This window comes from Tahibacter soli (assembly GCF_025717065.2).
Lineage (GTDB): Bacteria > Pseudomonadota > Gammaproteobacteria > Xanthomonadales > Rhodanobacteraceae > Tahibacter > Tahibacter soli.
In genome coordinates, this window is the sequence record NZ_JAOVZO020000018.1 from 1,058,201 (window position 1) to 1,083,062 (window position 24,862).

Sequence of the window (24,862 nt, forward strand, 5' to 3'; positions counted from 1 at the left end):
TCGATCTCCCTGGCTCGCCGCGACCGCGGCCATCGCGGCGCTCCGGCTCGCCGGAGCGCCGTTTCGCGTCGTGTCGAATGTTTTGCGGCACTGGCTGACTACGTTGTCATCGCTGCGGTCGCGACCGATAGCGGTATCGACGCGACTCGCGAACGAACCCGTCCGGGCCGTAGACTCGCCGCTTCCCCGAGAGCGCGACCGTGACGGCGAAAGAACACTGGGAAGGCGTCTACGCGGCGAAAGCGAGCGATGCGGTCAGCTGGTATCGGCCGCACCTGGACCTGTCGCTGCGCTGGCTCGACGCGATCGGCGTCGACGCCGCGACGCGCGTGATCGACGTCGGCGGCGGCGCCTCGACGCTGGTCGACGACCTCGTCGCGCGCGGGCTGGCGCCGACCGTGCTCGACCTGTCGGCCGCCGCGCTCGACATCGCCCGCGCGCGGCTCGGCGAACGCGCCGCGCGCGTGGAATGGGTGGCCGGGGACGTCACGGGCGTTGCGCTGCGCAGACACGGCTACGACGTCTGGCACGACCGCGCGGTACTGCACTTTCTGACCGATCCCGCCGGCGCGCGCGCGTACGCGCGGCAGCTCGCGCACGCGTTGCGGCCCGGCGGGCACGCGCTGATCGGCGGCTTCGCGGCCGACGGACCCGAGCGATGCAGCGGCCTCGTCGTCGCGCGGCGCGACCCGGAGGACATCGCCGCGCTCGCCGGCCCCGCATTCGCGCTGCGCGATGCGTGGTTCGAAACGCATGTCACGCCGTGGGGCAGCGAGCAGCGCTTCGTGTGGGCGTGGCTGCGGCGCGATCAGACCGCCGTGGCCGGATAGCCCGCCGCCGCAATGGCCGCGGCGACGGCGGTCGCGTCCGCCGTGCTGCCGACCTCGACCGTGCCGCGCGCCAGATCGACCGCAACCGCCGCATTCGCGTCGAGCGCCTGCACCGCGCGCGTCACGCGCCTGGCGCAGCCGCCGCAAGTCATGCCTTCCACCCGGAAAATCATCGCCGTCTCCCTGCAGCCGGCCCTGCGCCGGCGGCGGCAGGTTGCACCTTGCCATGATGGCAAGGTCAAGCGACGGCGTCGCGGATGACGGTTGCTTGACCTTCCCATGATGGAAGGGTTGATGATGCACCGGTCGAACCGATCGGAGAGCACCGTGACCACCCTCGATAACCTTGCCGCGCAGACGCGCGAATTCCGATTCGCGATCGGTGGAATGACATGCGCATCGTGCGTGCGCCATGTCGAGCAGGCGCTCGAGCGCGTGCCGGGCGTGCTTGACGCGAGCGTGAACCTCGCGACCGAATCGGCCGCGGTCCATACCGACGGCCGCGCCGATGCCGCGGCGCTGATCGCCGCCGTCGCCGACGCCGGCTACGACGCACGCGTCGCGCAGGAAAGCAGCGCCGATGTCGCCGCCGTGGCCGACGACGCGCGCGAGACGCGCCACGTCGTCGTCGCCGCGCTGCTGGCGCTGCCGCTCGTCGCGCCGATGCTGGCGTCGCTCGTAGGCAGGCACTGGATGCCGCCCGGCTGGCTGCAGCTCGCGCTGGCGACGCCGCTCCAGTTCTGGCTCGGCGCGCGTTTCTATCGCGCCGCGTGGACCGCGCTGCGCCATCGCACGGCGAACATGGATCTTCTGATCGCGCTGGGCACCTCGGCCGCGTATGGCCTGTCGCTGTACAACCTCGCCGCGGTCGAACCGCACGCGCAACATCTGTACTTTGAAACTTCCGCCGTGCTGATCGCGCTCGTGCTCGCCGGCAAGTGGCTCGAACGCCGCGCGCGGCGCAAGACCGGCGCGGCGATCCGCGCGTTGCAGAAGCTCGCGCCGGAGCGTGCGCGCATCGTGCGCGACGGCGTGGAAACGTGGGTCGCGCTCGCCGACGTCGTGCCCGGCGACGTGGCGATCGTGCTGCCCGGCGAACGCGTGCCGGTCGACGGCGAGATCGTCGACGGCGAGACGCAGATCGACGAATCGCTGATCAGCGGCGAAAGTCTGCCGCTGGCGAAATCGCCCGGCGACGCGGTGACCGGCGGTTCGATCAACGGCGACGGCCGCATCGCGGTCAAGACGCGCGCGGTCGGCGCCGAGAGCCGTCTCGCGCGCATCATCCGGCTCGTCGAAAACGCGCAGTCGCGCAAGGCGCCGGTGCAGTACCTCGTCGACCGCATCAGCGCGGTGTTCGTGCCGATCGTCGTCGCGCTCGCGCTGATCACGCTCGTTGCCTGGGGCGCGGCCGGCGACTGGCGCAGCGGATTGATCAACGCGATCGCCGTGCTCGTGATCGCGTGTCCGTGCGCGCTGGGCCTCGCCACGCCGACCGCGCTGATCGCCGGCATGGGCGCCGCCGCGCGTTCGGGCATTCTCGTGCGCGACGCCGACGCGCTCGAGCGCGCCGAGAAGCTGGACGTCGTCGCGTTCGACAAGACCGGCACGCTGACGCAGGGCAGGCCGCACGTGGTCGCCGTGCGTGCGCTCGACGGCGACGAGGCGACGCTCGTCGCCCAGGCGGCGAGTCTTTCGGCCGGCAGCACGCATCCGCTCGCGGCGGCGACGCTCGCCGCCGCGGCCGAACGCGGTCTCGCCGTGACGGTGGCCGACGAGGCGCGCAACGTGCCGGGGCACGGCGTCACCGGCATCGTCGACGGCCGCCGCGTGTGGCTCGGCAGCGCGCGCTGGCTCGCGTCGCTCGGCGTCGACGCGAACGCGCTCGACGGCACGGCGACCGACGCCGGCGCGACGCTGTCGTGGCTCGCGCGCGAAGACGCCGGACGGCCGCTGCCGGTCGGCGTCATCGCGTTCCGCGACACGCCGCGCGAAGGCGCGCGCGAGGCCGTCGCCACGCTGCGCGCCGCCGGCATCGATACGGTGATGATCTCGGGCGACCGCAGCGAAGCGGCGCACGCGATCGCCGCGTCGCTCGGCATCGCGCGCGTGCTCGCCGAGGTGACGCCGGAACACAAGGCCGAGGAAGTCGAGCGTCTGCGCGCCGGCGGTCGCACGGTCGGCATGGTGGGCGACGGCGTGAACGACGCGCCGGCGCTCGCCGTGGCCGACGTCGGCTTCGCGATGGCGGGCGGCACCGACGTGGCGATGGAAGCGGCCGGCGTGACGCTGATGCGCAACGATCCGCGGCTCGTGTCGGCCGCGATCGACGTGGCGCGCCGCACGACGCGCAAGATCCGGCAGAATCTGTTCTGGGCGTTCGTCTACAACGCCGTGGGGTTGCCGCTCGCGGCGCTCGGCTGGCTCAATCCGGTCGTCGCGGGCCTCGCGATGGCGCTGTCGAGCCTGAGCGTGATCGGCAACGCGGGACTGCTCGCACGCTGGAGGGCCGACGATGCCGCGTGAAGCGTTGCGACCCGAGCTGGCGCAGGCGCGCGCCGGCGGCATGGCGAACATCGGCGAGGCCGCGCGCGCGAGCGGAGTCAGCGCGAAGATGATCCGGCACTACGAGTCGATCGGCCTGATGCCCGCGGTCGGCCGCACGTTCGCCGGTTATCGATTGTATTCCGGCAAGGATATTCATCGCCTGAGCTTTATCCGCCGTGCTCGGGCGCTCGGGTTTTCGACGCCCGATATCGCCGCGCTCCTGGGCTTGTGGGACAACCGGCGGCGCAGCAGCGCACAGGTGAAGAAGCTCGCGCAGAAGCACGTCGACGAACTCGCCGAGCGCATCGCGCAGATGCAGGCGATGCAGCGCACGCTCGCGGCGCTTGCGGCGCAGTGCCATGGCGACGAGCGGCCCGATTGTCCCATTCTCGACGATCTCGCGCTTGACGGCCTCCCCCTGGACGACGAAGAAAGCTAGAGCGCGAGCGCGACCAGCGCGACGACCTCGACGAGTTCGACCATGGCGCCGGCCGTATCGCCGGTGCAGCCGCCGATGCGGCGCACCATCGCGCGGCGCCAGGCGACGAAGACGAGCGCCGCGACCGCGACGGGCGTCGGCGCGGCGAAGATCCAGACCGCTGCGGCGCTCGCGACGGCGACGGCGAGGCACGCGCCGTGCGGCAAATGCTGTGCGAGCACGCTGCCGAGGCCGCCCGCGCGCACGTAGCGCGTCGTCGCGAACAAGAGCGGCAGCGCCGCGCGGCCGAGCAGGGGGGCCGCGACGAGCGCGGGCCATGCGTCGCGCGGCAGGCTCGCGAGCGCCGCGAATTTCAGCAGCAGCACGACGACGAGCACGACGACCGCGATCGGCCCGCTGCGCGGGTCCTTCATGATGGCGAGCGTGCGTTCGGCGCTGGTGCCGCCGCCGACCCACGCGTCGGCCGAGTCGGCGAGGCCGTCCAGGTGCAGGCCGCCCGTCAGCGCGACCCAGACCGCGAGCACGAGCGCGGCGCGCAAGAGCGGCTGCGCGTCGGCGAGCGTCCACGCGACGAGCGCGAGCAGCACGCCGATGCCAAGGCCGATCGCCGGATACCATGCCATCGACGCACCGACCTCGGCGTCGCTCGCGGCGTCGCGCAGCCGCACCGGAATGCGCGTCAGAAACTGCAGCGCGACGAGCGGCGGGCGCCAGGGGTTCATGCCGGCGCGTTCACGCGGCGGCCTCGCGAGCGGGCCAGGCGATGCGGTGCAGCGACGCGTTCGGCACGTCCATGCCGACCATGTCGCCGAACGGCCGGCGTTCGAGCCGGCAGCGCACCCAGCGGATCGCCGCGCCGTGCGTGACGACGAGCACGCGCTGCGCGGGATGCGCTTCCGCGATGTCGCCGAGCGCCGCGGCGATGCGCGCGCCGAACGCCGCGAGCGGTTCGGCGCGCGGCGGCGCGTGTCGTTCCGGGTCGAGCCGGAAACGCCGCAGCGCGTCGGGTTCGCGCCGTTCGAGTTCGGCGATCGTCACGCCTTGCCAGTCGCCGTAGCCGTATTCGGCGAGACGCGCGTCGAGTTCGAGCGGCACGCCGCGCACGGCCGACAGCTCGCGCGCGAAGTCGGCGCAGCGGCGCAGGGAGGAACTGACGATGCGGTCCCAGCGGCGATCCGCGACCGCGTCGCGCGCCTCGCGCCAGCCGGCGTCGGACAGCGCGTCGTCGAGCTGGCCGCGATAGCTCGGCCGGCCCGTGTCGCCGTGGCGCATCAGGTCGATCACGCTTTTTCCGAGACGCCGGCTTCGGCGAACGTCGCCATCTGCGCGTGCAGCGTGCAGGCGAGGCGCAGCAGCGGCACGGCCGTGGCCGCGCCGCTGCCTTCGCCCAGGCGCATGCGCAGGTCGAGGATCGGCTGCGCCGACAGCGCGTCGAGCACGCGCTGGTGGCCCGCTTCGGCCGAGCGGTGCGCGAACAGCAACCGCTCGCGCACCGACGGATTGATCGCGCACGCCGCGAGCGCCGCGGCCGACGCGATAAAGCCGTCGACGAGCACGGCGATGCCGATCTGCGCGCACGCGACGAACGCGCCGACGAGCGCGGCGATCTCGAATCCGCCGAGCCGCTGCAGCGCTTCGAGCGGATCGCCGAGCGCCGCGCGGTGGAACGCGAGCGCGTGCGCGACGACGTCGGCCTTGTGCCGGATGCCCGCGGCGTCGAGGCCGGTGCCGGCGCCGGCGAGTTCGAGCGGCGTCGCGCCGGTCAGTGCGCACGCGAGCGCCGTGGCCGACGTCGTATTCGCGATGCCCATCTCGCCGCCGACGAAGAGATCGGCGCCGGCCTGCGCCGCGTTGCGCGCGCTGTGCCGGCCGCAGCGCAGCGCGTGGTCGAGCTGCGCGGCGTCCATCGCCGGCTGGTGGCGGAAGTTCGCGGTCGACGGCGCGATCCAGTCGCGCGTGACGTTGGGGTAGCGGCCGGGATCGTTCACCGTGCCGAGGTGGATCACTTCGAGCTGCGCGTCGAGCGCGCGCGCTAGCACGCTGATCGCCGCGCCGCCGTTGGCGAAGTTGCGCACCATCTCGCCGGTGACGGCCTGCGGAAACGCCGACACGCCTTCGACCGCGACGCCGTGGTCGGCGGCGTAGACGCTGATCTGCACGCGCCCGGCGCTCGGCCGTTCGCGGCCCTGCAGTCCGGCGAGCGCGATGGCCAGCGCTTCGAGCCGGCCGAGCGAGCCGGGCGGCTTCGTCAGCTGCGCCTGGCGCGCGGCGGCGGCGTCGCGTGCGGCGGTGTCGATCGGTTTGGCGCTTTGGCGGATCCAGTCCAGCGGCATCAGAGGCTTCCTTTCAGGGGCAGGGGCAGTCCGGCGACGGTCAGCACGACGCGGTCGCACGCGCAGGCGACGGCCTGGTGCAGGCGGCCGGCCTCGTCGACGAAGCGTCGCGACAGCTCGCCGAGCGGCACGATGCCGTGGCCGACTTCGTTGCTGACGAGTATCAGCTCGCCCGGCAAGCTCGGCAATAGTTCCATTAATCTACCGTGCTGCTGTGTGAACAAATTTTTATTTTCCGCACAGAGCAGGTTCGTCAGCCACAGCGTGAGGCAGTCGACCAGCACGCAGCGGCCGGGTCGGGCCGTGCGTTCGAGCGCGTCGGCGAGCGCGATCGGTTCTTCGACGAGATCCCACGCGGCCGGCCGGCGCGAGCGATGGTGCGCGATGCGCGCGGTCATTTCCGCGTCGCCCGCGGTCGACGTCGCGAGGTAGACGACGTCGAGTCCCGACGCGCCGGCCAGTCGTTCGGCGAGCGCGCTCTTGCCCGAACGCGCGCCGCCGAGTATCAGCGTGCGCATGCGACCTCCAGTCCCAGCAGCGCGGCGAGCCTGCCGGTGTCCAGATACGTCTCGACCGCGTCGGCGAGCCGTTCGATGCCGGCTTCGCGCAACGCGGTGAGGTCGACCGCTTCGCTCGCGTCGAAGCCGGCCCAGGCGAGCAGCGCGCGGCAGGCCGCCGGCGTGTCGAACAGGCCGTGCACGTAGCTGGCGAGCACCTGACCGTCGGGCGAGATCGCGCCGTCGGGGCGGTCGCCGTCGAGCGTCAGCGCCGGCGCGGCGAGCGCGGCACCGCGGCTGACGCCGCAATGGATTTCGTAGCCGGACACCGGCGCGTCGGCGAACGCGAGGCGGCCCTGCACGTTGCGCAGCTGCTTCTCGGGTTCGAGCGTCGTTTCAAGATCGAGCAGGCCGAACCCGGCGCTGCTGCCGGCGGCGCCTTCGAGGCCGAGCGGGTCGTGCAGCATCGTGCCGAGCATCTGCAGCCCGCCGCAGATGCCGATCACCTTGCCGCCGTAGCGCAGATGACGGCGCAGCGCCGGCTCCCAGCCGTGCGCGCGCAGCCACGCAAGGTCGGCGCGCACCGATTTCGAACCGGGCAGCACGACGAGATCCGCCGGCGGCGGCATCTCGTTCGGGCCGACGAACGAGAACGCGATCTGCGGATGATGGCGCAGCGCGTCGAAGTCGGTGTGGTTGCTGATGCGCGGCAGCGCCGGCACGATCACGCGGAACGCGCGGCCGCTCGCGGCGCGCTCGCGCGGCAACGCGTCTTCGGCGTCGACGTGCAGGCCGTGCAGATACGGCAACACGCCGAGCACGGGCTTGCCCGTTTCGCGTTCGAGCCAGTCGAGGCCGGGTTGCAGCAGCGCGATGTCGCCGCGAAAGCGGTTGATGACGAAGCCCGCGACGCGCGCGCGTTCGGTCGGCGACAGCAATGCGAGTGTGCCCACGAGGTGCGCGAACACGCCGCCGCGGTCGATGTCGGCGATGAGGATCACCGGGCAGTCGACGGCTTCGGCGTAGCCCATGTTGGCGATGTCGTTCGCGCGCAGGTTGATTTCGGCGGGACTGCCCGCGCCTTCGACGACGACGGCCGCGTAGCGCGCGACGAGGCGCGCGTGCGACGCGAGCACGGCCTGCCGCGCGACGCGCTTGTAGTCGTGGTACGCCTGCGCCTGCATCGAGCCGATCGCGCGGCCGTGCACGATCACCTGCGCGCCCATGTCGGTGTTCGGCTTGAGCAGGATCGGGTTGAAATCGGTATGCGGTTTCAAACCGGCGGCCTGCGCCTGCACCGCCTGCGCGCGGCCGATTTCGCCGCCGTCTTCGGTGACGGCGGAGTTCAGCGCCATGTTCTGCGGCTTGAACGGCGCGACGGCGACGCCGCGGCGGTAGAGCCAGCGGCACAGGCCGGCGACGAGCGTGCTCTTGCCGGCGTCGGAGGTGGTGCCTTGGACCATGAGCACGCGACCACTCGAACCCTCTCCCCGCACCGCGTTGGGGGAGAGGGTAGGGTGAGGGGGCGGCGATTCGCACTTCGCCGAGGTTGAGGAAGACCGCCGCGTCGCCCCCTCACCCCGACCCTCTCCCCCAAGCGAGCTTGGGGGAGAGGGAGTCACGGCTTTCAGCGCCGCGGCGAGCTGCAACCACGCGTCTTCGTTCGCCGGCAATCCGAACCGCAGGCTTGCCGGTGCGTCGAACAGCCGCGTCAGGACGGCTTCGCGCGCGAGCGCGTCGTGCAGTTCGGCGGCACTGGAAACTTTTACCCATTGAAACAACGGGCAGCCGCCGTGCGGTGCGAGACCATGCGCCGTCAGCAGCGCGGCGAGCCGCATCGATTCGTCGGCGAGCCGCGCGCGCGTCGCCGATTGCCATGCGCTATCGGCCAGCGCACCGGCCACCGCCGCGCGCGATGGTGCGGCGATCGGCCAAGGCCCGAGCTCGTCGCGCAGCCGCGCGAGCAGCGATTCGGCCGCCGCGGCGAAGCCGACGCGCGCGCCGGCGAGTCCGAAGAACTTGCCCGGCGAACGCAGCACGACGAGTCCGTCGCTCGCGGTCGCGTCAGCGACGCTGCACTCCGGCGTCGCGTCGATGAACGCCTCGTCGATCACGAGCCAGCCGCCGCGCGACGCGATCCGCGCGTGCAGGTCGAGCAGCGCGTCGCGTTCGAAGCGTTCGCCGCCGGGGTTGTTCGGGTGAATCAGGACCACGACGTCGAACGCGTCGGCCTGAGCGAACAGCGCATCGGCCGGCAAACGGACGACATCGTGGCCCGCGCGCGTCCACGCGTGCGCATGCTCGGCGTAGCCGGGCGCGATCGTGCCGACGCGGCAGCGGGCGCGCAGTCGCGGCAGCGCCTGGATCGCGGCCTGCGTGCCGGCCGTCGCGAGCATGCGCGGCGCGCCGTAGCAGGCGCACGCGAGCGCTTCGAGATCGTCGTCGTCGGGCAGGCGGCGCCACGCGTCGGCGGCCGGCGGCGGCACCGGCCAGCCGTGCGGATTGATACCTGTGGAAAGATCCACCCAGCGCGAGGCGGGTATGCCGTAGCGCCGCGCGGCACGCGCGAGGCGTCCGCCGTGCTCAAGCATGGACGAGATCGAGCACGACGAGTACGACCAGCCACGCGATCGCGCCGTTGCGCACGAGCGCGAGCCCGCGGCGCACGTCGTCCGCGCGCGGCGGATCGCCTTCGCCGAGCGTCGGCCGCTCGTACCACGTGCCTTCGTACGGCGCCGCGCCGCCGAGCCGCACGCCGAGCGCGCCGGCGCCGGCCGCCATGACCGGGCCGGCGTTCGGGCTGTCCCACGCGCCCGCCTGCGTGCGCCAGCACGCGAGCGCGCGCTCGAAATGGCCGAACAGCGCGTATGTGAACGCGGTGAGCCGCGCCGGGACCCAGTTGAGCAGATCGTCGAGCTTCGCGGCGGCCCAGCCGAACGCCTCGTAGCGTTCGTTGCGATAGCCCCACATCGCGTCGAGCGTGTTGACGAGGCGATACAGCACGGCGCCCGGCGCGCCGGCGACGGCGAACCAGAACAGCGCGCCGAACACCGCGTCGTTGCCGTTCTCGAGCGCGGTTTCCGTCGCCGCCGTCGCGACCTGCGACGCGTCGAGCGCACCGGTGTCGCGGCTGACGACGCGGCCGACGAGGCGGCGCGCGGTATCGAGGTCGCCCGCGTCGAGCGCGTCGGCGACCGGTTCGACGTGTTCGCGCAGGCTGCGCAGGCCGATCGCGGCGTACAGCAGCAACGCGGCGATCAGCGCGCCGAACAGGTCCGAGCGCGTGAGCAGCCACGCGGCCGCGACGATCGGCGCGACGGCCAGCGCGAGCGCGACGGTGCCGCTCGTGCGATCGGGGCGATAGCGCTGCCGCTCGATCCATGCCGCGTAGCGCCCGAAGGCGACGAGCGGATGGTGTCGCGACGACGGTTCGCCGTAGACGTGATCGAGCGCGAACGCGGTGAGGGCGATGCCGGCGCCGATCATTCCGTGGGCACCTAGAGCTCGATGCCTTTCTGCGCCTTGATGCCGGCCGCGAACGCGTGCTTGACGACGTTCATCTCGGTGACGGTATCGGCGGCGTCGACGAGTTCGGGCGGCGCGGCGCGCCCGGTGATCACGACGTGCTGCAGCGGCGGACGCGCGGCGAGTGCGGCGGTCACCTGGCCCACGTCGATGTAGCGATATTTGAGCGCGATGTTCAATTCGTCGAGCAGCACGAGGTCGATCGCGGGATTTTCCAGCATCGACCGCGCGATCGTCCATGCCGCCTGCGCGGCCTGCACGTCGCGTTCGCGATCCTGCGTCTCCCACGTATAGCCTTCGCCCATGACGTGGTAGTCCACGTCGTCGGGGAAGCGCCGGAAGAACGCTTCCTCGCCGGTCGCGAAGCTGCCCTTGATGAACTGCACGACGCCGACCTTGAATCCGTGGCCGAGCGCGCGCGCGACCATGCCGAAGCCGGACGAACTCTTGCCCTTGCCGTTGCCGGTGGTCACGACGACGACGCCGCGTTCGATGGTCGCCCGTGCGATCTTGTCGTCGACGAGCGCCTTCTTGCGCCGCATGCGCTCGCGGTGGCGCGCGTCGGCGCCGTCGTCGTGCGTCGTGCTCATGCCCGCGTGGAGCCCGCGCCGCGCTGCGCGGCGATCCACAGCGCGAACGCGTGCGCGACCGCAAACGCGGCGATCCACAGCAGCGCGACGGTGACGAAGCTCGGCAGGTACCGCGCGAGGCGATCGACGTATTCGGCGAAATGCGGATTCGCGTAACGGCCGCCGAACCAGTAGAACGAACCGTTCGATACGACGAACGACGCGACGCAGCTCACCGTCGCGATTGCGGCGAGCGGCACGAGCGTGGCGAGCTTCGGCGCGTAGTGGCGGCGCGCGTACCAGCTGCCGCCGTACCACAGCACGGCATAGGCGACGCTGAGCATCGAGTACGCCGGCGTGACGCAGAAGTCGCTGACGCCGGCCATGCTGATCGCGTACCAGTCGATCAGCAGCGCCTCGAGCATCAGGAGCGGCAGCGCGAACGTGCCGCCGAGCCAGAAGCCGGCGGCGAAGAAGATGCCCATCGAGGCATCCTTGAGGTGCAGCAGGTTGCCGATGTGGTGATAGCGCGTCGCGAGCATGATCAGCATCAGCGCGACGAGAATCGGCCATTGTTTGCGGGTCGGTGCGAATGTCATGCGGAGTCTCCGGATGAACGACGACGGGAGCGCCGCCGATGCGCACGGCACCGGCGGCGCGGCACGGATCAACCGCCGCGGTAGCGCAGCGTGACGAAGTACGTGCGGCCCGGCTGCGCGTACCACGCGGCCGTTTCGTAGTCGCGGTCGGCGACGTTTTCGACCTTCGCCTGCACGATCCACGACGGCGCGAACGCGTATTCGGCGCGCAGGTCGAGCGTGGCGTAGCCGCCGAGGCGCCGGGTGTTCGACAGGTCGTCCCAGCGCTTGCCCGCCGCGTAGCCGGTCGCGCCGAAAGCGAAGTCGCCGAAGCGGCGGTCGACGTCGACGCGTGCGGTGGCGCGTGCGCGGCGCGGCAGGATCTTGCCGTCGAACGCGGGCGAGTCGTTCTTCGGATCGAGCGCGGTCACGCTGCCGTCGACTTTCCACTCGGCGACGTCGAAGCCGAACGTGCCTTCAAGGCCGCGCAGGCGCGCCTTGTCGACGTTGCCGGGCGCGAACGTGGAGGCGTCGAACGCGATCAGGTCGTCGACGCGCGTTTCGTACGCGTGCACGCCCCAGCGCACGCCGCCGGCGCGGCCGTCGAGGCCGATCTCGACGCTGCGCGAATCTTCCGGCTGCAGGTTCGCGTTGCCGTAGCCCGGGTAGTACAGCTCGTTGAACGTCGGCGCCTTGAACGCGGTGCCGTAGCTCGCCGTGAAGCGCAGGTCGGGCGTGAAGTCGTAGCCCCACGCCGCGCCGCCGGTGGTGTGGTTGCCGTACTGCGAGTTGTCGTCGCGGCGCGCCGAGAGGTCGACGTGGTTCGCGCCGAAGCGGCCCTGGTACTGCGCGAACACGCCGTTGACGACGCGGCTGTCCTCGACGTACGCGGTGTCGCTGTCGACGTCGTCGTTCTGATGGTCGACGCCGACGCTGACCAGCTGGCTCTGCGCGAGCGCGAAGTCGCCCTGCAGCGACGCGTTGTCGCGCTGCGTGTTGAAGCGGCTCATGTAGACGCCGTTGGCGTAGCTGTCGGACTTGTCGTCGGCGCGGCCGAGCGTGAGGTTCAGATTGATGCTGTCGGAGGCGCGGATCTTGAGCGAGCCGCCGGCGACCTGCTGCACGTACTTGCTCTCGTTGACGAAGCTGCCGTCGTAGTAGTTGTGGCCTTCGGCGCGCAGGAAACTCGCGTCGGCCTCGACCGCGTCGCTGAACTTGAAGCCGCCGCGCAGCGACGCCGACACGTTGCGATAGGGGTCGTCGTCGGGCTCGTAGGTGAAGCAGCCGGCGCCGCCCGGAGAGGGCTTGCCGTAGCACGCGTTGAAGCCGTCGGTGTCGTTGTAAGCGCCGTTCGCCGAGAGCCAGCCGCGATCGCCGTTGAGCGCCACGCCGGCCGTGACCTTGCGCGTATTGTCGGTGCCGTAGCCGACGCTGAACTCCGGCGCGAACGGCTGACGGCCGCGGCGCGTGAAGATCTGGATCACGCCGCCGATCGCCTCGGAGCCGTACAGGCTCGAGCGGGGGCCGCGCACGAGTTCGATGCGCTCGATCTGGTCGACCGGGATGTCCTGCAGCGCCGCGCCGCCGGAGGTCGCCGAACCGATCTTGATGCCGTCGACGAGAAACAGCACGTGGTCCGATTCGGTACCGCGCAGGAACAGCGACGTCTGCTTGCCGGCGCCGCCGTTCGCCGAGATCGACACGCCGGGCAGGCCGCGCAGCAGTTCGGCGACCGATTGCGCCTGCAGGCGCTCGATGTCGTCGCGCGTGATGACGTTGACCGAGGCGAGCGTGTCGTCGACGGTGACGGACGTGCGCGTCGCGGTGACGACGACGTCGTCGAGCGGCACGTCTTCGGCGGATGCCGCGACGGCGCCGGACACGGGCAGGGACAGCAACGCGACGATCGTCGCGCAAAGGACGTTGCGATTCATGAGTTTCCTCCGCGCTCACCCGCGCGGTTGAGGGCTGGACAAGGCCCGCGGAGGAATCGAAACGCGCAGGCGCCGGGCGCGCGCGTCGCGGGCTGCCCTCCGCAGCGCCACCGTTGCGCGTCAAGGCCGGTCTCCGGACTCACGAGCGGGCCTGTGCCCTGCGCGGCGCCTTCCCAGGTGGGATACCCAGTGGCGTTTCGCCGCGCTTGTACTCGTTCACCGTTGCGGGGGCAGTGCCGGGATGATCACCGGCTTCCCGTTTAAGCGAATGGATGTCCATTCGCCACCTCGAAGCGGCGCGCATGTTACCGAAGAACGCCGGCAGGCGCGAATCGCGCTGCTTTCGGGGGCCGTCGGCCGGCACGGAAAACGGTATCGTATGTTTGCATCCGTGAAGACGTGTTCGCGCGCCGCGGGCGTAGAATCGAGCCGTTTCGCGGGTTTCCTCTATGCCTACCAGTGCTTTGGCTCGATCGCGTTCGAGCGGCTTTCCGCTCGCCTCCGGCGACGCGACGGTTCGCTACGTGCGCGGCATGGAACGTCTGCTGATCGCCGTGCAGGAGCTTTCGCTCGCGCGCGGGCTCGATGCCGTGCAGCGCATCGTGCGCGTGGCCGCGCGCGAGATGACCGGCTGCGACGGTGCGTCGTTCGTGCTGCGCGACGACGATCACTGCCGCTACGTCGACGAAGACGCGATCGGTCCGTTGTGGAAAGGCCGGCGTTTTCCGATCGATCTGTGCGTCAGCGGCTGGACGATGCTCAACCGCGAGCCTGCGGTGATTCCCGACATTTACCTCGACGAGCGCGTGCCGCATGCGGCGTACCGTCCTACGTTCGTCAAGAGCCTGGTCATGGTGCCGATCCGCGCGCGCGATCCGATCGGCGCGATCGGCAACTACTGGGCCGAGCCGCACCAGCCGCGCCCGGAAGAAGTGCACCTGCTGCAGGCGCTGGCCGATTCGACGTCGATCGCGATGGAGAACATCGCGCTGTACGCCGAACTCGAACAGCGCGTGCAGGAGCGAACCTCGGCGCTCGAGCGCATGAACGGCGAGATCCGCCGGCTGTCGGTGACCGACGAGCTGACCGGCCTTTACAACCGGCGCGGCTTTTACGAGCGTGCCGACGCGGCGCTCGCCGGCCGTGCCGGCGAGGGCGGTCGCTGCGCGCTGATCTTCGTCGACGTCGACGGCTTGAAGCGCGCGAACGACGAGCGCGGCCACGACGCCGGCGACGCGCTGCTCGTCAACGTCGCCCGCGTGCTGCGCGCCGCGTTCGACGACAGCGACGTCATCGCGCGCCTGGGCGGCGACGAGTTCTGCGTGCTGCGGCCGGTCGCGACCGAAGCGCCGGCGGTATACCGGCAGCGGCTGCAGCGCGAACTCGATCGCGCCAACTACGATCTGGCCAAGGCCGACCGCGTCTCGATCAGCGTCGGCGTGACGCTGGCAGAGCCGGTGCTGCCGCTCGACCTCGATCTTCTGATCGCCCGCGCCGACACGCTGATGTACGAGGAAAAGCGCACGCGGACGACGACGCGCGCGCCGTAGCGCGGCGTGTTCCGTCGCTAGGGCCAGTTCGCGGCGACCGTCGCCGTGTCCATGTAGTTCGCGGCGGTGACCGTCGAGCCCGTGCGGTTGATGTTGTACGGCGTGTCGGTGCCGGGATTGCGCACCTCCATCGGCCGGTTGTACAGCACGATGCTCGCCAGCGTGCGGTCGTCGGGCAGGTTGACCGCCCAGAACGCGTGGCTGCTGCCGTTGAGCGGATCGGTGCCGCGCGGCGCGACTTTGACGACTGCCTGGCGCGACGTGCCGTCGGTGTAGTTCGCGCGCACGACGAGATCGGCGCCCCACCAGAACGCGTCGCCGGACACCCACGACTTGATGTCGGCGAAATCGGCGGCGTCGCTCGGGTTCCAGGTTTTCTTGAGGTTGCCGACGTAGTGCACCGGCGGACCGATCATGCTCGCGGCCGGCGTGGTGTTGCTGTATGCGCCCCAGATCGTGACCACTTTGCGGTTGTAGCTTTGTGGATAATAGTGCTTCATCTGGTTGGTGCTCAGCGCCGGCGGCGCCTGCACGACGTATGCACCGGCCACCGGGTCCCACTTCTTGACGAGCGGCTGCGCCGCGTTCGGCACGACGCCGACTGCCATGCCGCCCTTGGTCGGGAACGAGAACGGCGCGGCCGCCGAGTTGCCTAGCGGATCGCGCGGATACGGGATGGTGCCCGTATACACCGCCGGCGCGCCGACGAAGAAGCGGTACATGTACAGTGCCGAATAGTCGCTGAACCAGTCGTAGATCGCGCCGGACGGCATGCAGTCGTTGCCGCGCTGCATCGGTTCCTGCCGCTCCTTGCCGTTGGCGGCGCAAACCGGGGCGACGAACGCGTCGCTCGAATAGTCGTAGGCCCACGTATTGCCGAAGCCGCCGCCGACGGGCTGGTTCGATCCGTCCAGCAAGCTGCCGGCATAAGGATGCTTCTGCGTCGCATCGGGCGCCGCTCGTCCGTACCACGAGCCGCCCCAGTGCGGCATGTCGGCGCTGTGGCCCATTTCGTGGTTGAACACGAGACCGTAGTTGTCGCCCGCGCCTACGCCGCCACCGGCGAGGCCGCCGCCGCCGTGCATGTTTTCCGACAGGACGCCGTAGACCTGCGCGTAGCGCTCCATGCCGTTCGCGCGCAGGAATGCGCCACTGACGCTCAACGCGCCGGCGATGTAACCGAAGCCGCCGTAGAGCGTGCACGTGCCTGCCGCGGCCTGCGCGCTGGTGCAGCTCGGTTTCGCGGTCGCGATCAACGCCGGTTGCGGCGTCGCGACGCCGAATGCGGTGCGGCCGTCGTCGCGCGGCGAGATCGGCAGGCGGTTCGAGACGATGGACGCAAGCTGGGTGTATTGCAGCGCGCTGACCGAGAGCGTCGACAAGTAGCGCTGCTCCCAGTTCGCCGGACGCGCCGTCGGCGTCGTGTCGCCGAACAACAGGAAGTCGGGACCGGCGAGGCTCAGCACCGGTTCGGCGCCGAGCTTGAGCGTTGCCGCGTCGTAGGTGCGCGTCGCCGCGCCCGCCGTGAACGAAAGCGACAGGCCGGGTTGCAGCCACGCGGCCGGCAAGGTGGCCGTGAAACTGTTCGCGCGGCTCGGCGCGTCCGGATCGACCGATGCCGGCAGCGCTGCGGGACCGGCGAGGCACAGGCTGCCGACCGGATTGCCGTTGTTCGTCGCGACGACTCGCACCTGCGGCGACGCGCCGGTACCGGTTACATCGACCTTGACCAGCGCGGGGCGATTCGCCGACAGCACGAAGAACGGATGCGTGGGCTCGACCAGATGCGTCTGCACGACATAGGCGCGTGCGATCTGTGCCGACGCGTTCGCCGCGCCGCTGCAGGCGACCGCGTCGTTGCGGTCGGGCAGGCGGATCGTGCGAAAGCCGATCGTCGGATCGAAGCTGTCGACGAACATCGGATCGTCGAGCGCCGACGCGGCCGTCGGCAGCAATACCGACAGTACGGCTAAGAATGGAAAACGGGGCATGGTGCGAGTCCGCGGCGTAGGAAGGCGCGGTGTTGTAAACCCGTGCCGAACGCGCCGCAACAAGCGCGATGGAAAACCGTGAAACACTTCAATGCAAAGTGCAACGTACTGTTGCGTACTGAGTCTCGCGGCCTATCGAGCGGACAGAGATTCAGCGCCACAGGCCGATGATGATGCCGTACAGCACGAACTGTACGGTGTGATAGCCGCCGTCGATCAGCCACAGGCGCACGCTGCGGCCCGCGAACTGATAGTTGATGCCGAAGCTGGCCGCGACGACGCCGAGGCCGACCGTGAAACCGCGCAGCGCGGCATCGGCGAGCGAGGCGGCCGGGCCGAACAAATGCGCGAAGGCGAGCGCCGCGATCAGCGCGAACAGGAAGCTGACGCCGAACACGCGCGCGGGATGGCGGCCTTCGCCTTTCGGTCCCGAGCCGTTCTCGCGATTCCACGCGTTGCCGAACAGCGCCGCCGAATACCACAGGCCGCCGAGCAGGAAGCTCGATGCGGCGGCAACGATGACCGCCAGCAGATTGATGTTTGCCATGACCGTCCCCCGATGTCGTTGACGGGGACAATCTAACCGAAGTGCGGCGGCGGCGTGAGATCTCGTCGAGAAGCCGACGCCCGATTTGCCTTTTGCCGATTTTAGCTTTTGCTCGTCATCCCGGCCTCCGCCGGAATGACGGCAAAGAGCCTACGCCGCCTTCAAGCTCGAGATATCGATTACGAACCGATACCGCACGTCGCCCTTGATCATGCGCTCGTACGCCTCGTTGATCGACTGCATCGGAATCAGCTCGATATCCGACGCGATGCCGTGCGCCGCGCAGAAGTCGAGCATCTCCTGCGTTTCGCGGATGCCGCCGATCAGCGAACCGGCGAGGCGGCGGCGCTGCATCACGAGCGAGAACGCGTGGACCGGCGCCGGCGCGTCGGGCACGCCGACGAGCACCATCGTGCCGTCGCGCTTGAGGAGCGACAGGTACGCGTTGTAGTCGTGCGGTGCCGAGACGGTGTCGAGGATGAAATCGAAGCGGCCCGCATTCGCGCGAAACCCGTCGGCCTCGCGCGTCGCGACGAAGTCGTCGGCGCCGAGCGCGAGCGCGTCGGCGCGCTTGCCCGGTGAGCTCGACAGCACCGTGACGTGCGCGCCGAGCGCCCTGGCGATCTTCACGCCCATGTGGCCGAGGCCGCCCAGGCCCACGACCGCGACGCGGTCGCCGGCCTTGACGCCGAAGTGGCGCAGCGGCGAGTACGTCGTGATGCCGGCGCACAGGAGCGGCGCGGCGCGATCGAGCGGCATGCCTTCGGGAATGCGCAGCACGTAGTCTTCGTTGACCGTGATGCGCGTGGAATAGCCGCCGTAGGTCGGGGCCTTCGTGCCGCGTTCGCGGCCGTTGTACGTGCCGGTCATGCCCTCGCTGCAGAACTGTTCCTCGCCGGCCTTGCACGATTCGCAGACGCGGCACGAATCGACGAAGCAGCCGACACCGACCGCGTCGCCGACCTTCCAGCGCGTCACCGCGCCGCCGACCTTAGCGACGTGCCCGACGATTTCATGGCCCGGCACCATCGGGAAGATCGAGCCGCCCCATTCGTCGCGGGCCTGGTGGATGTCCGAATGACACACGCCGCAATACGCGATGTCGATCAGCACGTCGTGCGGACCGGGTTCGCGGCGGTCGATCGAATGCGGCGCGAGCGGCGAGGCGGCGTTCTGCGCGGCGAAGGCGGGAGTCAGGAGCATGGCGAGTCCTTTGAAGGAGGGACAACGAAAGTCGCAGCCGCGCACTGTAGGCCGCACGGGCGAACCTCGCTAGGATGCGGGCCGCCGTTTCTTTATCAACCGGGAGTTGTTCATCGTGGATCGACTGCGCGTCATCGAGACGTTCGTGCGTGCGGCCGAACTCGGCAGCTTCCAGCAGGCCGCGGTCGCGCAGGGCATCACGCCGCAGGCGGTCAGCAAGGCCGTGCGCCAGCTCGAGCACGAACTCGGCGTGCGATTGTTCCACCGCACCACGCGCAAGAGCAGCCTGACCGAAGACGGCCGGCGCTTTCTCGAAGCCGTGAAGCCAGCGCTCGACGAGGTGATGAACGCGTGGCGCCGCACGCGCCGCTCGGCCGAGGACGACGAAGGCCTCGTGCGCATCACGGCGCCGGGGCCGGTCGGGCGCCGCGTGCTGGTGCCGCTGCTGGTCGAATTCCGCCGCCTGTATCCGAAGGTGCAGGTCGACATGCTGCTCGACGAGCACTTCACGGATATCGTCGCCGAGCGCATCGACGTGGGCCTGCGCTGCGGCAGCGCGCCGGATGCGCAGCTCGTCGTGCGCAAGCTGTTTCCGATCCAGGTGCTCACCTGCGCGGCGCCGTCGTACCTCGCCGCGCACGGCGCGCCGCAGTCCCTCGACGATCTCGCGCGCCACGCGTGCACCGGCTACCGCCAGCCGAATACGGGGCGGCTGCTGTCGTGGGAGTTCGTCGTCGACGGCGCGCTCGTGCAGCGCGACGTGCCGCTCGCGATCTGCACGAACGACGGCGACGCCGAACTCGAAGCGGTGATCGCCGGCATCGGCATCGGCCAGATCGACTCGATCAGCGCCGCGCCGCACCTGCGCGCCGGCCGCATCGTGCCGGTGCTGCCGCAAACCGCGAGCGAGCGCCACGCGGCCTACCTCTACTACCCGCAGCGCACCGACATGCCGCAGCGCGTGCGGCGCTTCATCGATTTTCTCGTCGCGCGCCTGCAGGGCTGCGGCGACTACGGTTTCACGCGCGGCGAACTCGAGACGTTCGCGCGCGCGGTGTGACATGCGTTGCGGATCGGCGATTCGCAACCACCGGTTGTCGCAAAAGTGAACGTGGGGCGCTGTGCGCGTCACGCGGCGAGGACTACAGTCGCGGGGCGTACATCCCAGCCGCTCGCCAGGAGTCACCGCCATGATCAACGTTACCGTCAACGGCCGCGAACACGCGTTCGACGGCCCTCCTGAAATGCCGCTCCTGTGGTTCCTGCGCGACGTGCTCGGCATGACCGGCACGAAATTCGGCTGCGGCATGGCGCTGTGCGGCGCGTGCACGATCCACCTCGACGGCACCGCGGTGCGCGGCTGCGTCACGCCGGTCGCCGCGGCGGCCGGCAAGAAGGTCACGACGATCGAAGGCCTGTCGCCGGACGTTTCGCATCCGTTGCAGAAGGCGTGGCAGGAATTCAACGTCGCGCAGTGCGGCTATTGTCAGCCCGGCCAGATCATGCAGGCCGCGTCGCTGCTCAAGACCACGCCGAAACCGAACGACGCCGAGATCGATGCCGCGATGGGCGGCAACCTGTGCCGCTGCGGCACGTATACGCGCATCCGTGCGGCGATCAAGCGCGCCGCGGAAGGCGGTGCCGCATGAACGCGCACGACATCGCCAACGAAAGCCGCCGCGGATTCCTGCTCGGCGTCGGCGCCGCGGCACTCGTGCTCGCCGTGCCGCTGCCGGTATTCGCGCAGGATGCCGCGCAGCCGAAGTACGGCGGCGAGGGCATGCCTCACGGCCTGCGCGACGATCCGCGCCTGTTCGTCGCGATCGGCGCCGACGGCGTCGTCACCGTGATCTGCCATCGCTCGGAAATGGGGCAGGGCGTGCGCACGAGCGTCGCGCTCGTCGTGGCCGACGAACTCGAGGCCGACTGGAACAAGGTCAAGGTGCAGCAGGCGCCCGGCGACGAGGCACGCTACGGCAACCAGAACACCGACGGCTCGCGCAGCCTGCGCCACCATTTCATGCCGCTGCGACGCGCCGGCGCCGCCGCGCGCGCGATGCTCGAAGCCGCGGCCGCCGCGACATGGAGCGTGCCGGCGTCCGAGTGCAAGGCGCAGAATCATGTCGTGACGCACGCCAGGAGCGGCCGCACGCTCGGCTACGGCGACCTCGCGACCAAGGCCGCGGCGCTGCCGGTGCCGGCGGCCGACGCGATCGCGTTGAAGAAGTCGGCCGATTTCCGCTACATCGGCAAGGGCAAGGTCGGCCTGATCGACGGCGCCGACATCGTCAGCGGTCGCGCGACGTTCGGCATCGACGCGAAGGCCGACGGCATGGTCTACGCGGTAGTCGCGCGTCCGCCGGTCTACGGCGGCAAGGTCAAATCGTTCGACGGCGCCGAGGCGCAGAAGGTGCCGGGCGTGCTCAAGGTCGTGCCGCTCGATTCGCCGGCGATGCCGTCGAAGTTCCGGCCGCTCGGCGGCATCGCGGTCGTCGCGACGACCACGTGGGCCGCGATCAAGGGCCGCGAAAAGCTCAAGATCGAATGGGAGGCCGGTCCGAACGGCGGCTACGACTCCGTCGCGTACCGCGCGTCGCTCGAAGCCGCGGCGCGCAAGCCCGGCAAGGCGGTGCGCAGCGCCGGCGACGTCGACGCGGCACTCGCCAAGGCCGCGAAGAAAGTCGAAGCCGAGTACTACCTGCCGCATATCGCGCACGCGACGATGGAGCCGCCGGCCGCGCTCGCGCGCGTCGCCGACGGGCGCTGCGACGCGTGGGCCTGCGTGCAGTCGCCGCAGGACGCGCGCGACCTGCTCGCCGAACTGCTCGGGCTCGACGCGAGCAAGGTCGCCGTCAACGTGACGTTGCTCGGCGGCGGCTTCGGCCGCAAGTCGAAGGCCGATTTCGTCGCCGAGGCGGCCCTCCTGTCGCGCGCGATGGACGGCAAGCCGGTGAAGGTGACGTGGACGCGCGACGACGATCTCATGCACGACTATTTCCACACCGTCTCCGTCGAGCGGCTCGAAGCGGGCTTCGACGCCGACGGCAAGGTGACGGCGTGGCTGCACCGCAGCGTCGCGCCGACGATCACGTCGATCTTCGTTCCCGATCCGAAGCACGAGGCGCCGTTCGAACTCGGCCTCGGCATGACCGACACGCCGTTCGCGATCCCGAACCTGCGCCTGGAAAATCCGGAAGCGGCGGCGCATACGCGCATCGGCTGGTTCCGCTCGGTGTCGAACGTGCCGCACGCGTTCGCGATCCAGTCGTTCGTCGCCGAACTCGCCGCCGCGGCCGGACGCGATCCGAAGGACTTCCTGCTCGAACTGATCGGACCTGCACGCCTGATCGATGCCGAATCGATCGGCACGTGGAACTACGGCGAAGATCCCAAGCGCTATCCCATCGACACGGGGCGCTGGCGCCGCGTCGTGGAAACCGTCGCGAAGGAGGCCGGCTGGGGCCGCAAGCTCGCGGCCGGGCGGGGCCTGGGCATCGCCGCGCACCGCAGCTTCGTGACGTATGTCGCCGCGGTCGTCGAAGTGGAAGTGTCCAAGGATGGAACTTTGACGATCCCGCGCGTCGACATCGCCGTCGACTGCGGGCCGCAGGTGAATCCCGAGCGCGTGCGTTCGCAGATGGAAGGCTCGGTCGTGCAGGGCGTCGCGCTCGCGACGCTCGGCGAAATCACGTTCAAGGACGGCCGCGCGCAGCAGACGAATTTCCATCAATACCAGCTGACGCGGCTACCGCAGGCGCCGCGCGAGATCCGCGTGCACCTGATCGGCAGCGACGACTACGCGCAGCCGCTCGGCGGCGTCGGCGAACCGGGCGTGCCGCCGGTCGCGCCCGCGCTCGTCAACGCGGTGTTCGCGGCGACCGGCAAGCGCATTCGCGCGCTGCCGATCGCGGGGCAGTTGCGCGCCTGAAACGCAGCGTGCGGTCGTTCGCGGCCGCACGTTTCGAAAAGCGTCCAGATGTCGTTGCGGCGTTTTGCGAGCGCCGTTTGGCAGCCCATGCTATGCGTATACGTATGCATCTGTGGCATTTTATTCGACGTTGTCCGTCGATAGACTGCCCTTCCGGATCACGGAGGGTCGGTCGTGTCGAAAACGCTCAACATCCACGCGGGCGCGGTTTTCGCTCCCGTATCGCTTGCGGTGACGTAACTTATGCGTTACGATTCGCCTGCATTCGAGGTCGAGTATTACGTCAACGAAGGCGGCACGGTGCACTTCGAATCATGGCTCGACGGTTTGGCCGACAAACGCGCCGTCGCACGGGTGCTGACGCGCGTCGAACGGCTGGCACGCGGTGCGTTGGGCGACTGCCGGGCGCTGCACGACGGCGTCTGGGAGTTGAAGATCGATTACGGCCCGGGCTACCGCCTGTACTACGCCTTTGCGGGTGCGACGCTGATCGTGTTGCTGTGCGGCGGCGACAAGCGCAAGCAGCGGTCCGATATCGAACGGGCCGTGGCGTATTGGCAGGACTACCGACGGAGAACACGGTGAAATCAACCATCAAACCCGGTGTGTCGCACGAGGCGTCGATCGTCGAGCGTCTCAAGCGCGACCCCGAATTCGCGGTCGAATATCTGAAGGTGGCGCTCGACGAAGCGAGCGACGAAGACGGCCGGCACGTGCTGCTCGCCGTCCTGCGTCGGATCGCGCAGGCTCAGGGCGTCGCCAACGTCGCGCGCGCGGCCGGCATCAAGCGCGAAAGCCTGTCGCGTGCGCTGTCGGAGAAGGGCAATCCGCGCCTCGATACGCTCTGCGCGGTGGTCGGCGCAATGGGTTTCAAGCTCACGATCGAGCGCGCGACTGCCGCGCGCTGACCGCTACGCCTTCGCCGCGTACGCCGAGCACCAGCCCTTGGCGTTGACGGCCTTGCCGGGAAACAACTGGCACGGACCGTACTCGCCGCCGCCCTGGAAAAAATTGCAATTGGCGCATTGTTGCGAAGCGGTGTGCGCCGGGAATTTCGTCGCGTCGGTTTTCGCCGCGTCTTCGTGGTAGCCGAGCGCCGCGGCCGTGGGATCGGTTTCGGCCAGATGCGGCAGGTCGGCCGCGGCCGGCTTGCGCGGCACGACCGCGCCGATCAGCGCGGCGGCGGTCAGCGTGGTGATGAAGCGGCGGCGGTCGTGATCGTGTCGGTGCTTGAACATCGTTGACTCCTTGAGGGCGGCGGCGTCAGCGTTGCGCGGCGAGCCAGTCGGCCAGCGCGCGTATCGATGCGTCGTCGAGGTTGTGCGCCACGCCGCGCATGATCAGCGCGTTCGTGGTGTCGTCGATCTTGCCGTCGCGGTACTGGGCGAGCCGTGCGACGAGGTAGTCGGCATTCTGGCCCGCGAGCACCGGGTAGTACGCATAGCGCGCCGGTCCGTCGGCAGCTCGCGGATGACCGTCGGCGGCGGCGCCGTGGCAGCCGCGGCACGGCGCGATGCCGCGAGCGGGATCGCCGCGGTCGAACACCGCGGCGCCGGTCGTACGATCGCCGGCCGCCGCCGGCGCGGCACTGCGCTTGCGCGCCGCGAAGTACGCGGCGATGTTGCGCAGGTCGGCGTCGTCGAGCTTCTCGACCTGCGCGGTCATCGGCGATGCCGGATCGGCGCGCCGCTTGAAGCCCGCGAGCGTGCGGTACAGGTATTCCGCGTTCTGTCCCGCGAGCGCCGGAAACGCCGGCACGAGGGCGTTGCCTTCGGGACCGTGGCAGGCGACGCACACGGTCACTTTCGCCGCGCCGGCGGCGGCGTCGCCGTCGATGCGGTCGGCGCGGCGCAAGTCGAGCGGATCGGCCTGCGCCGCGCCGGCGCCGAGCATCGCGACTACGAGTAGTGTTTTATGGAACATGGCATCGCCTCGCGAATTCCGGCGCCCGATTCATGCGATCGGGCCTCAGTCGATATCGAACGACTGCAGCGTCACCGGCACGGGATCGACCTGGATCACGCCGGTCATGGCCTGGCCCTCGTGCACTTCGCAGAAGTAGCCGATCGTGCCGGTGGTGGGGAACGCGACGGTCTGCGACCACGTGCCGCCGCCCGGATCGCCGTTGCCGCCGCCGACGCCGTCGCAGCCGTTCGGGCCGCAGCGGAACGCCGTTACCGCGCCGGGGTTCGACGCGACGTTGTGGAAACCGGCGACGCCCTGGAACGTCACCGTGTCGCCGGCCTTGATCGTGAGGTTCGCCGGCGTGAAGGTCAGCGTGTTGCCGAGGCCCACTTGCACGATGTGATCGGCCGCCATGGCCGGCAGACAGGCGGTGCAGAGCATTCCGACCAAAATTTTCAGGCGCATTGGAGTTTTCCTTTTGTTGAC

At 70.1% G+C, this 24,862-nt stretch carries 25 protein-coding genes, 1 pseudogene and 1 riboswitch; of the genes and pseudogenes, 9 read left to right on the forward strand and 17 right to left on the reverse strand.

Annotation, left to right across the window (positions count from 1 at the left end):
- Positions 1–200 precede the first annotated feature (200 nt).
- Complete coding sequence (locus OD750_RS18025; RefSeq protein WP_263544011.1) at positions 201–830, forward strand: class I SAM-dependent methyltransferase; 630 nt, start codon at positions 201–203, stop codon at positions 828–830.
- Here the strand turns inward: OD750_RS18025 and OD750_RS18030 are convergent.
- The gene (locus tag OD750_RS18030) at positions 809–1,003 is read right to left on the reverse strand and encodes a heavy-metal-associated domain-containing protein (protein WP_263544012.1); all 195 of its coding nucleotides are present in this window, start codon (positions 1,001–1,003) and stop codon (positions 809–811) included. The genes OD750_RS18025 and OD750_RS18030 overlap by 22 nt on opposite strands.
- 154 nt (positions 1,004–1,157) lie before the next feature.
- On the opposite strand from OD750_RS18030, the gene OD750_RS18035 reads away from it, so the two are divergent.
- Positions 1,158–3,356 carry a heavy metal translocating P-type ATPase gene (locus tag OD750_RS18035; protein ID WP_263544013.1) on the forward strand — a complete coding sequence of 733 codons (2,199 nt, stop codon included), beginning with the start codon at positions 1,158–1,160 and terminating at the stop codon, positions 3,354–3,356.
- A complete protein-coding gene (gene cueR / locus OD750_RS18040; protein WP_272842032.1) occupies positions 3,346–3,816 on the forward strand; it encodes a Cu(I)-responsive transcriptional regulator in 471 nt (156 codons plus the stop codon). The genes OD750_RS18035 and cueR overlap by 11 nt, the downstream gene beginning before the upstream one ends.
- Here cueR and OD750_RS18045 read toward each other — a convergent pair.
- The 10 genes and pseudogenes from OD750_RS18045 to btuB form a co-directional block, all read right to left on the reverse strand.
- On the reverse strand, positions 3,813–4,538 hold the full coding sequence (locus OD750_RS18045; RefSeq protein WP_263544014.1) for an adenosylcobinamide-GDP ribazoletransferase: 726 nt from the start codon (positions 4,536–4,538) through the stop codon (positions 3,813–3,815). The two genes, cueR and OD750_RS18045, sit on opposite strands and share 4 nt — an antisense overlap.
- 10 nt (positions 4,539–4,548) lie before the next feature.
- The gene (locus tag OD750_RS18050) at positions 4,549–5,088 is read right to left on the reverse strand and encodes a histidine phosphatase family protein (protein ID WP_263544069.1); all 540 of its coding nucleotides are present in this window, start codon (positions 5,086–5,088) and stop codon (positions 4,549–4,551) included.
- 8 nt (positions 5,089–5,096) lie between these two features.
- On the reverse strand, positions 5,097–6,149 hold the full coding sequence (gene cobT, locus OD750_RS18055) for a nicotinate-nucleotide--dimethylbenzimidazole phosphoribosyltransferase (RefSeq protein ID WP_263544015.1): 1,053 nt from the start codon (positions 6,147–6,149) through the stop codon (positions 5,097–5,099).
- On the reverse strand, positions 6,149–6,667 hold the full coding sequence (cobU, locus tag OD750_RS18060; RefSeq protein WP_263544016.1) for a bifunctional adenosylcobinamide kinase/adenosylcobinamide-phosphate guanylyltransferase: 519 nt from the start codon (positions 6,665–6,667) through the stop codon (positions 6,149–6,151). The genes cobT and cobU overlap by 1 nt, the downstream gene beginning before the upstream one ends.
- On the reverse strand, positions 6,655–8,109 hold the full coding sequence (locus OD750_RS18065) for a cobyric acid synthase (RefSeq protein WP_263544070.1): 1,455 nt from the start codon (positions 8,107–8,109) through the stop codon (positions 6,655–6,657). Before OD750_RS18065 ends, cobU begins: the two co-directional genes overlap by 13 nt.
- 156 nt (positions 8,110–8,265) lie before the next feature.
- A pseudogene (gene cobD / locus OD750_RS18070) lies at positions 8,266–9,237 on the reverse strand (threonine-phosphate decarboxylase CobD); the annotation flags it as partial.
- Entirely contained in the window at positions 9,230–10,132 is a 903-nt protein-coding gene (gene cbiB / locus OD750_RS18075; protein ID WP_263544017.1) for an adenosylcobinamide-phosphate synthase CbiB, read from the reverse strand. The pseudogene cobD and the gene cbiB, both read right to left, overlap by 8 nt.
- 11 nt (positions 10,133–10,143) lie before the next feature.
- Positions 10,144–10,761: a cob(I)yrinic acid a,c-diamide adenosyltransferase gene (cobO, locus tag OD750_RS18080; RefSeq protein ID WP_263544018.1), complete on the reverse strand. Its 618-nt coding sequence runs from the start codon at positions 10,759–10,761 to the stop codon at positions 10,144–10,146.
- Positions 10,758–11,339: a hypothetical protein gene (locus OD750_RS18085; RefSeq protein ID WP_263544019.1), complete on the reverse strand. Its 582-nt coding sequence runs from the start codon at positions 11,337–11,339 to the stop codon at positions 10,758–10,760. Before OD750_RS18085 ends, cobO begins: the two co-directional genes overlap by 4 nt.
- Positions 11,340–11,407: 68 nt before the next feature.
- The gene (btuB, locus tag OD750_RS18090) at positions 11,408–13,252 is read right to left on the reverse strand and encodes a TonB-dependent vitamin B12 receptor (protein WP_263544020.1); all 1,845 of its coding nucleotides are present in this window, start codon (positions 13,250–13,252) and stop codon (positions 11,408–11,410) included.
- A gap of 107 nt (positions 13,253–13,359) precedes the next feature.
- A riboswitch (cobalamin riboswitch) is annotated at positions 13,360–13,558 on the reverse strand.
- A 143-nt stretch (positions 13,559–13,701) separates the two neighbouring features.
- Between btuB and OD750_RS18095 the strand changes: the two genes are divergently transcribed.
- A complete protein-coding gene (locus OD750_RS18095) occupies positions 13,702–14,802 on the forward strand; it encodes a GGDEF domain-containing protein (protein WP_263544021.1) in 1,101 nt (366 codons plus the stop codon).
- 17 nt (positions 14,803–14,819) lie between these two features.
- Here the strand turns inward: OD750_RS18095 and OD750_RS18100 are convergent, their stop codons facing one another.
- From OD750_RS18100 to OD750_RS18110, 3 genes are all read right to left on the reverse strand, one after another.
- The gene (locus OD750_RS18100; RefSeq protein WP_263544022.1) at positions 14,820–16,793 is read right to left on the reverse strand and encodes a M66 family metalloprotease; all 1,974 of its coding nucleotides are present in this window, start codon (positions 16,791–16,793) and stop codon (positions 14,820–14,822) included.
- Positions 16,794–16,944: 151 nt separating this feature from the next.
- Positions 16,945–17,340, reverse strand: a complete 396-nt coding sequence (locus OD750_RS18105) for a DUF1761 domain-containing protein (RefSeq protein ID WP_263544023.1) — start codon at positions 17,338–17,340, stop codon at positions 16,945–16,947.
- 150 nt (positions 17,341–17,490) lie between these two features.
- Positions 17,491–18,543, reverse strand: a complete 1,053-nt coding sequence (locus OD750_RS18110) for an NAD(P)-dependent alcohol dehydrogenase (RefSeq protein ID WP_263544024.1) — start codon at positions 18,541–18,543, stop codon at positions 17,491–17,493.
- Between the two features lie 115 nt (positions 18,544–18,658).
- Here OD750_RS18110 and OD750_RS18115 point away from each other — a divergent pair, with 115 nt between their 5' ends.
- The 5 genes from OD750_RS18115 (at position 18,659) to OD750_RS18135 (ending at position 23,379) form a co-directional block, all read left to right on the forward strand.
- Entirely contained in the window at positions 18,659–19,603 is a 945-nt protein-coding gene (locus OD750_RS18115; RefSeq protein ID WP_263544025.1) for a LysR family transcriptional regulator, read from the forward strand.
- Positions 19,604–19,733: 130 nt separating this feature from the next.
- Positions 19,734–20,192, forward strand: coding sequence for a (2Fe-2S)-binding protein (locus OD750_RS18120; RefSeq protein ID WP_263544026.1), 459 nt, complete (start codon positions 19,734–19,736; stop codon positions 20,190–20,192).
- A complete protein-coding gene (locus OD750_RS18125) occupies positions 20,189–22,471 on the forward strand; it encodes a xanthine dehydrogenase family protein molybdopterin-binding subunit (RefSeq protein ID WP_263544027.1) in 2,283 nt (760 codons plus the stop codon). Before OD750_RS18120 ends, OD750_RS18125 begins: the two co-directional genes overlap by 4 nt.
- 243 nt (positions 22,472–22,714) lie before the next feature.
- A complete protein-coding gene (locus tag OD750_RS18130) occupies positions 22,715–23,056 on the forward strand; it encodes a type II toxin-antitoxin system RelE/ParE family toxin (RefSeq protein ID WP_263544028.1) in 342 nt (113 codons plus the stop codon).
- Positions 23,053–23,379, forward strand: coding sequence for an addiction module antidote protein (locus OD750_RS18135; RefSeq protein WP_263544029.1), 327 nt, complete (start codon positions 23,053–23,055; stop codon positions 23,377–23,379). Before OD750_RS18130 ends, OD750_RS18135 begins: the two co-directional genes overlap by 4 nt.
- Positions 23,380–23,382: 3 nt before the next feature.
- On the opposite strand, the gene OD750_RS18140 is transcribed toward OD750_RS18135, so the two are convergent.
- Genes OD750_RS18140 through OD750_RS18150 form a run of 3 tightly spaced genes read right to left on the reverse strand, consistent with a single transcriptional unit; the run spans position 23,383 to position 24,841 of the window.
- A complete protein-coding gene (locus tag OD750_RS18140) occupies positions 23,383–23,709 on the reverse strand; it encodes a high-potential iron-sulfur protein (RefSeq protein ID WP_263544030.1) in 327 nt (108 codons plus the stop codon).
- A 25-nt stretch (positions 23,710–23,734) separates the two neighbouring features.
- Positions 23,735–24,394 (reverse strand): c-type cytochrome, encoded by a 660-nt coding sequence (locus tag OD750_RS18145; protein ID WP_263544031.1) that lies wholly within the window; start codon positions 24,392–24,394, stop codon positions 23,735–23,737.
- 45 nt (positions 24,395–24,439) lie between these two features.
- Positions 24,440–24,841: a plastocyanin/azurin family copper-binding protein gene (locus OD750_RS18150; RefSeq protein ID WP_263544032.1), complete on the reverse strand. Its 402-nt coding sequence runs from the start codon at positions 24,839–24,841 to the stop codon at positions 24,440–24,442.
- Positions 24,842–24,862 lie beyond the last annotated feature (21 nt).

Bases quoted from the DNA above. Each gene is read 5' to 3' on its own strand.
- OD750_RS18030 (WP_263544012.1), bottom strand. From the start codon at position 1,003: ATGATTTTCCGGGTGGAAGGCATGACTTGCGGCGGCTGCGCCAGGCGC.
- cueR (WP_272842032.1), top strand. From the start codon at position 3,346: ATGCCGCGTGAAGCGTTGCGACCCGAGCTGGCGCAGGCGCGCGCCGGC.
- OD750_RS18045 (WP_263544014.1), bottom strand. From the start codon at position 4,538: ATGAACCCCTGGCGCCCGCCGCTCGTCGCGCTGCAGTTTCTGACGCGC.
- OD750_RS18050 (WP_263544069.1), bottom strand. From the start codon at position 5,088: ATGCGCCACGGCGACACGGGCCGGCCGAGCTATCGCGGCCAGCTCGAC.
- cobT (WP_263544015.1), bottom strand. From the start codon at position 6,149: ATGCCGCTGGACTGGATCCGCCAAAGCGCCAAACCGATCGACACCGCC.
- cobU (WP_263544016.1), bottom strand. From the start codon at position 6,667: ATGCGCACGCTGATACTCGGCGGCGCGCGTTCGGGCAAGAGCGCGCTC.
- OD750_RS18065 (WP_263544070.1), bottom strand. From the start codon at position 8,109: ATGGTCCAAGGCACCACCTCCGACGCCGGCAAGAGCACGCTCGTCGCC.
- cbiB (WP_263544017.1), bottom strand. From the start codon at position 10,132: ATGATCGGCGCCGGCATCGCCCTCACCGCGTTCGCGCTCGATCACGTC.
- cobO (WP_263544018.1), bottom strand. From the start codon at position 10,761: ATGAGCACGACGCACGACGACGGCGCCGACGCGCGCCACCGCGAGCGC.
- OD750_RS18085 (WP_263544019.1), bottom strand. From the start codon at position 11,339: ATGACATTCGCACCGACCCGCAAACAATGGCCGATTCTCGTCGCGCTG.
- btuB (WP_263544020.1), bottom strand. From the start codon at position 13,252: ATGAATCGCAACGTCCTTTGCGCGACGATCGTCGCGTTGCTGTCCCTG.
- OD750_RS18095 (WP_263544021.1), top strand. From the start codon at position 13,702: ATGCCTACCAGTGCTTTGGCTCGATCGCGTTCGAGCGGCTTTCCGCTC.
- OD750_RS18100 (WP_263544022.1), bottom strand. From the start codon at position 16,793: ATGCCCCGTTTTCCATTCTTAGCCGTACTGTCGGTATTGCTGCCGACG.
- OD750_RS18105 (WP_263544023.1), bottom strand. From the start codon at position 17,340: ATGGCAAACATCAATCTGCTGGCGGTCATCGTTGCCGCCGCATCGAGC.
- OD750_RS18110 (WP_263544024.1), bottom strand. From the start codon at position 18,543: ATGCTCCTGACTCCCGCCTTCGCCGCGCAGAACGCCGCCTCGCCGCTC.
- OD750_RS18120 (WP_263544026.1), top strand. From the start codon at position 19,734: ATGATCAACGTTACCGTCAACGGCCGCGAACACGCGTTCGACGGCCCT.
- OD750_RS18125 (WP_263544027.1), top strand. From the start codon at position 20,189: ATGAACGCGCACGACATCGCCAACGAAAGCCGCCGCGGATTCCTGCTC.
- OD750_RS18130 (WP_263544028.1), top strand. From the start codon at position 22,715: ATGCGTTACGATTCGCCTGCATTCGAGGTCGAGTATTACGTCAACGAA.
- OD750_RS18140 (WP_263544030.1), bottom strand. From the start codon at position 23,709: ATGTTCAAGCACCGACACGATCACGACCGCCGCCGCTTCATCACCACG.
- OD750_RS18145 (WP_263544031.1), bottom strand. From the start codon at position 24,394: ATGTTCCATAAAACACTACTCGTAGTCGCGATGCTCGGCGCCGGCGCG.
- OD750_RS18150 (WP_263544032.1), bottom strand. From the start codon at position 24,841: ATGCGCCTGAAAATTTTGGTCGGAATGCTCTGCACCGCCTGTCTGCCG.